The 4392-nt window shown below is 72.7% G+C and carries 4 protein-coding genes; 2 read left to right on the top strand and 2 right to left on the bottom strand.

All coding sequences use genetic code 11. The features are described from left to right. Window positions 1-90: 90 nt before the first annotated feature. Window positions 91-1041, bottom strand: a complete 951-nt coding sequence (locus tag ACFWJ4_RS40905; protein WP_380554364.1) for a LysR substrate-binding domain-containing protein — start codon at window positions 1039-1041, stop codon at window positions 91-93. A 190-nt stretch (window positions 1042-1231) separates the two neighbouring features. Here ACFWJ4_RS40905 and ACFWJ4_RS40900 point away from each other — a divergent pair, with 190 nt between their 5' ends. Beyond that, complete coding sequence (locus ACFWJ4_RS40900) at window positions 1232-1783, top strand: peroxiredoxin (RefSeq protein WP_359899505.1); 552 nt, start codon at window positions 1232-1234, stop codon at window positions 1781-1783. 3 nt (window positions 1784-1786) lie between these two features. Continuing rightward, the gene (locus ACFWJ4_RS40895; RefSeq protein ID WP_121174332.1) at window positions 1787-2329 is read left to right on the top strand and encodes an alkyl hydroperoxide reductase; all 543 of its coding nucleotides are present in this window, start codon (window positions 1787-1789) and stop codon (window positions 2327-2329) included. A gap of 91 nt (window positions 2330-2420) precedes the next feature. On the opposite strand, the gene ACFWJ4_RS40890 is transcribed toward ACFWJ4_RS40895, so the two are convergent. Then, complete coding sequence (locus tag ACFWJ4_RS40890) at window positions 2421-3950, bottom strand: AI-2E family transporter (RefSeq protein WP_380554361.1); 1530 nt, start codon at window positions 3948-3950, stop codon at window positions 2421-2423. Between the last annotated feature and the right edge of the window lie 442 nt (window positions 3951-4392).

Here is a 4392-nt window from a genome sequence, read left to right as displayed (position 1 = left end):
GCAAGGGTTTCGGTGAGACCGCTTGCTCGGTGCCGCCCGGCGCGGCAGCCGGGCGGCACTTCGACGGGGCGAACGTTGCCTGATGCGGCACTAGGAAACGATCCGGACCGGCAGCTCGACCAGCACCTCGCGCAGCGCGGCCGCGAAGCGCTCGTACTCGGCGTTGCGGGCCGAGCCCGGCCGGACGGCCAGCCCGATCCTGCGGCCGGGCTGCGGCGCGGCGAAGCGGACGGCGGCCAGCCGGTCGGTGCGCCCGGCCTCGACGTCCAGCGCGGTGGCGGGCAGCAGGGTCACCCCGAGGCCGCCGGCGACCAGCTGGACCAGGGTGGACAGGCCGGCCGCGCGGGTGGTCGAGCCCGCCGGGTCGGCGCCGACCTCGCGGCAGATGTCCAGCGCCTGGTCGCGCAGGCAGTGGCCCTCCTCCAGCAGCAGCACCTCCAGGTCGAGCAGCACGTCGCGCGGCACGTCGATCCGCCCGGCGAGCGGGTGGCCGGGTGGGGTGAGCAGGACGAAGTCCTCGTCGAACAGCGGGATGTCCTTGGTCGGCGAGGCCCCGCCGGCCGGCAGCGCGAGCAGCAGGACGTCCAGCCGCCCGGCGGCCAGGCCCTCCAGCAGCGAGGGGGTGCGCTCCTCGTGGACGTGCAGCTCCAGGTCCGGGAAGCCGTCGCGGACCAGCCGCAGCACGGTGGGCAGCAGGTAGGGCGCGACGGTCGGGATGACACCCAGGTGCAGCGGCCCGGTGAACGGACGGCGGGCGGCCTCGACCTCCTCGGTGAGGGCCTGCAGCGAGGCGAGCACCCGGCGCGCGTGCTGGTGCACACGCTCCCCCAGTGGGGTGACGATCACCTTGCGCGTCGTACGCTCGACCAGCTGTGCGCCCAGCGACTCCTCCAGCGCCGCGACCGCCCCGGACAGCGCGGGCTGGCTGGTCCCGGTGGCGGCGGCGGCCTCCCGGAAGTGCCGGTGCTCGGCCACCGCGACGAAGGCGCGCAACTGGGCGACGGTCGGAGTGCGCGGGCTGCGGACTGTGGCACTCGCCACAGTCGGGTCACCCTTGGAGCCGCCGTTCCGGCGGGGACCCGGCCGCGACGTGGGGGATTCAGTACTGATAACAATCTCCGATCAGACACATCCAGTGTAGCTATTTCCCTGATCAGTCCACGATGTGGAACTGTGAGTGGTGTCCGGATTCCGGACAAGCTCCCCTCATCTCACTTCAGGAGAAGCGAACGTGCTCACGATCGGTGACAAGTTCCCCGAGTTCGACCTCAAGGCCTGTGTCGACCTGGACGCCGCGAGCGCCTTCGCCGATATCAACCACAAGTCCTACGAGGGCAAGTGGAAGATCGTCTTCTTCTGGCCGATGGACTTCACCTTCGTCTGCCCGACCGAGATCGCCGCGTTCGGCAAGCTGAACGACGAGTTCGCCGACCGCGACGCCCAGGTCCTCGGCGTCTCCGGCGACTCCGAGTTCGTGCACCACGCCTGGCGCAAGGACCACAAGGACCTGCGCGACCTGCCCTTCCCGATGCTGGCCGACATCAAGCACGACCTGATGCGCGCCTGCGGCGTCGAGGGCGAGGACGGCACCGCCCAGCGCGCCGTCTTCATCGTCGACCCGAACAACGAGATCCAGTTCGTCATGGTCACCGCCGGCTCCGTCGGCCGTAACCCCAAGGAGGTCCTGCGGGTGCTGGACGCCCTGCAGACCGACGAGCTGTGCCCGTGCAACTGGAACAAGGGCGAGGACACCCTCGACGCCCAGGCCCTGCTGGCGGGCTGACCCATGGCTCTCGACGACCTGAAGGCCGCCCTCCCGGACTACGCCAAGGACCTCAAGCTCAACCTGGGCTCGGTCATCGGCAACTCCGACCTCCCCGCCCAGCAGCTCTGGGGCACCGTGCTGTCCTGCGCGATGGCCACCCGCAGCCCCGGCCTGCTGCGCGAGCTGGAGCCCGAGGCCAAGGCCAACCTGTCCCCGGAGGCGTACACCGCCGCCAAGGGCGCGGCCGCGATCATGGGGATGAACAACGTCTACTACCGGACGCTGCACCTGCTCTCCGACAAGGAGTACAGCACGATGCGGGCCGGTCTGCGGATGAACATCATCGGCACCCCGGGCGTCGAGAAGGTCGACTTCGAGCTCTGGTGCTTCGCGGTCTCCGCCATCAACGGCTGCGGCCAGTGCCTCGACTCGCACGAGGCCGTGCTGCGCAAGGCCGGCGTCGAGCGCGAGGTCGTCCAGGCCTCGATGAAGATCGCCGCCGTCCTGCAGGCCGTGGCCGGCGTCCTCGACTCCGAGGCCGCCCTCGCCGCCGTCACCGCCTGACGCACCCGGCACCCCGACGGGCCCTCCCGGACACCATGTCCGGGAGGGCCCGTCGTCGTTCTCCCCACCGGCAGTCCGGCACGGCGGAGGGTCAGTCGGTGGCGGGCGCGGCCGGCGCGGCGGAACCGGTGGCCGCGGTGCGCTCGGCGCTGCGCCCGGCGGCCTGTCCGGCCGTCCGTTCGGCGGCCTCGCGGGCGGCTTCGAGCGCGGTGAAGACGGCCTGGCCGGCCTCGTTGCGCCGGCGCAGGTGGGTGACCACGGTGTTGGTGACGGCGATCAGCGGGACGGCGACCACCGCGCCGCCGATGCCCCCGATGATGCCGCCGGCCGCGACGCCGAGCACCACGCCGAGCGGGTGGACCCTTACGGCCCGGCCGAGGATCAGCGGCTGGAGGATGTGACTCTCCACCTGCATCACCACCACCAGCACCACCAGCACCATCAGCGCCGTCCACGGCCCCTGGGTGACCAGCGCGATCAGCACCGCGACGGTGCCGGTGACCAGTGCGCCGACCAGCGGGACGAAGGCGCCCAGGAAGATGATCACGGCCAGCGGCAGGGCCAGCGGCACGCCCAGCAGATCGACGCCGATGCCGATGCAGAGCGCGTCGATGAAGGCCACGCAGACCGTGCCGCGCACGTAGGCGGTGAGCGTCGCCCACGCCTTCGGGCCGGCCCCGGCCATCGCGAAGCGGGAGTGCCGCGGCAGCCCGCGCAGCGCCCAGTTCCAGATCTTCGCCCCGTCGTAGAGGAAGAAGAAGGTGGTGAAGAAGGTCATCAGCAGTGCGGTCAGCACCTCGACGGCGATCTGCGCGCCGGTGATCGAGGCCGAGGTGAGCTGATCGGTGTTGGTGGTGATGGCCTTGGTGATCTGGTTGGCGAAGTCGGTGATCTGCTGCTGGGTCAGGTGCAGCGGCCCGGTGACCAGCCAGTCCCGCATCTGGTTGACGCCGGTCTTCACCTGGGTGGTGACGTCCGAGAGGTTGGTCGACACCTGCCAGACCACGAACCAGCCGACCAGTCCGATCCCGGCGAGACCGCTGAGGAACACCCCGCCCGCCGCCAGCGAGCGCGGCACCCCGCGCCGGCGCAGCCAGGAGACCGAGGGCTCCAGCAGCGCGGTGATCAGCAGCGAGGCCAGCACCGAGAAGGCGACCAGCCGCAGCATGTCGACCACGTAGAAGACGACGTAGAGCGCGGCTCCGAGCAGCAGCAGCCGCCAGGTCGACTCCGCGGCCACCCGCAGTCCCCACGGCACCGCCTCGGCGGGGGTGGCCGGGCGGCCGGGGTGGTACTCCCGCCCGAACCCGGTGTGCGCGACCGGCGCGGGCGCGGTGACCGGGGCCGCCGCGGCGGACGGCGGGACCGCCTCGGCCGCCGGGGCCGGGTCGGCCCGCGGGACCGGGACCGGCCCGGGCGCCTCGACGAGTGCCGGGACAAGTGCCGGGACGTGCCCGTCCACGAGCGCCGGAACGTTCCCGGCGGCCGACCCCGGGAGGGCCGGCTCGTGCGGGTCGGCCGCCATCGCGGCCCGCCGGCGCCGTTCGATCACGGCGGCCGCGCTCGCCACCACGGCCATGCCCTTGGCCACGGCCTTGAAGGCCTTTCCGCCCCGCGCCATCCTCGCTACCACCGCTCCACTGCCGAACCCGCCGAACCCGCCGTGCCCGGCGGTACGCCGCGGGTCCCGCCGCGGCCGTCAGGGATGACGCTACCCGGCGAGGGCGCGGCCAGTCCGGCCGCGGGCCCGTTCGACTCGAACCTCCCATGCCGACGAACCGGACAAAACGCAAGGTTCCATCCGGTTTCGGATGCGGTCCGCTGGGGAGGAGTCGGGACGAGACCCCGGAGCCCGGCCACCGAGGTCGCCCCGCGGCCAACTGCCGGCGGACCGGCCGGTGCGGGAAGCAACCAGGACCCCTTCCCGCGCCCCGCGTCCGCAACCGGGACCGCACCGCCCGAGGGCGCACTGGTCAGCGCAGCCCGGGCGGCGCGGTCCGCCCCCCGGACTCGCACCCCGCACCCCTTGGGCCGACGCCCGCGCGACAGCCGTGCCCGAGAAC

It is taken from the genome of Kitasatospora sp. NPDC127067, from assembly GCF_042724755.1.
In the GTDB taxonomy this organism is placed as follows: domain Bacteria; phylum Actinomycetota; class Actinomycetes; order Streptomycetales; family Streptomycetaceae; genus Kitasatospora; species Kitasatospora lactacystinica.
Note: the sequence above shows the minus strand (reverse complement) of the source record. Positions and strands in the feature narration are given on the sequence as shown.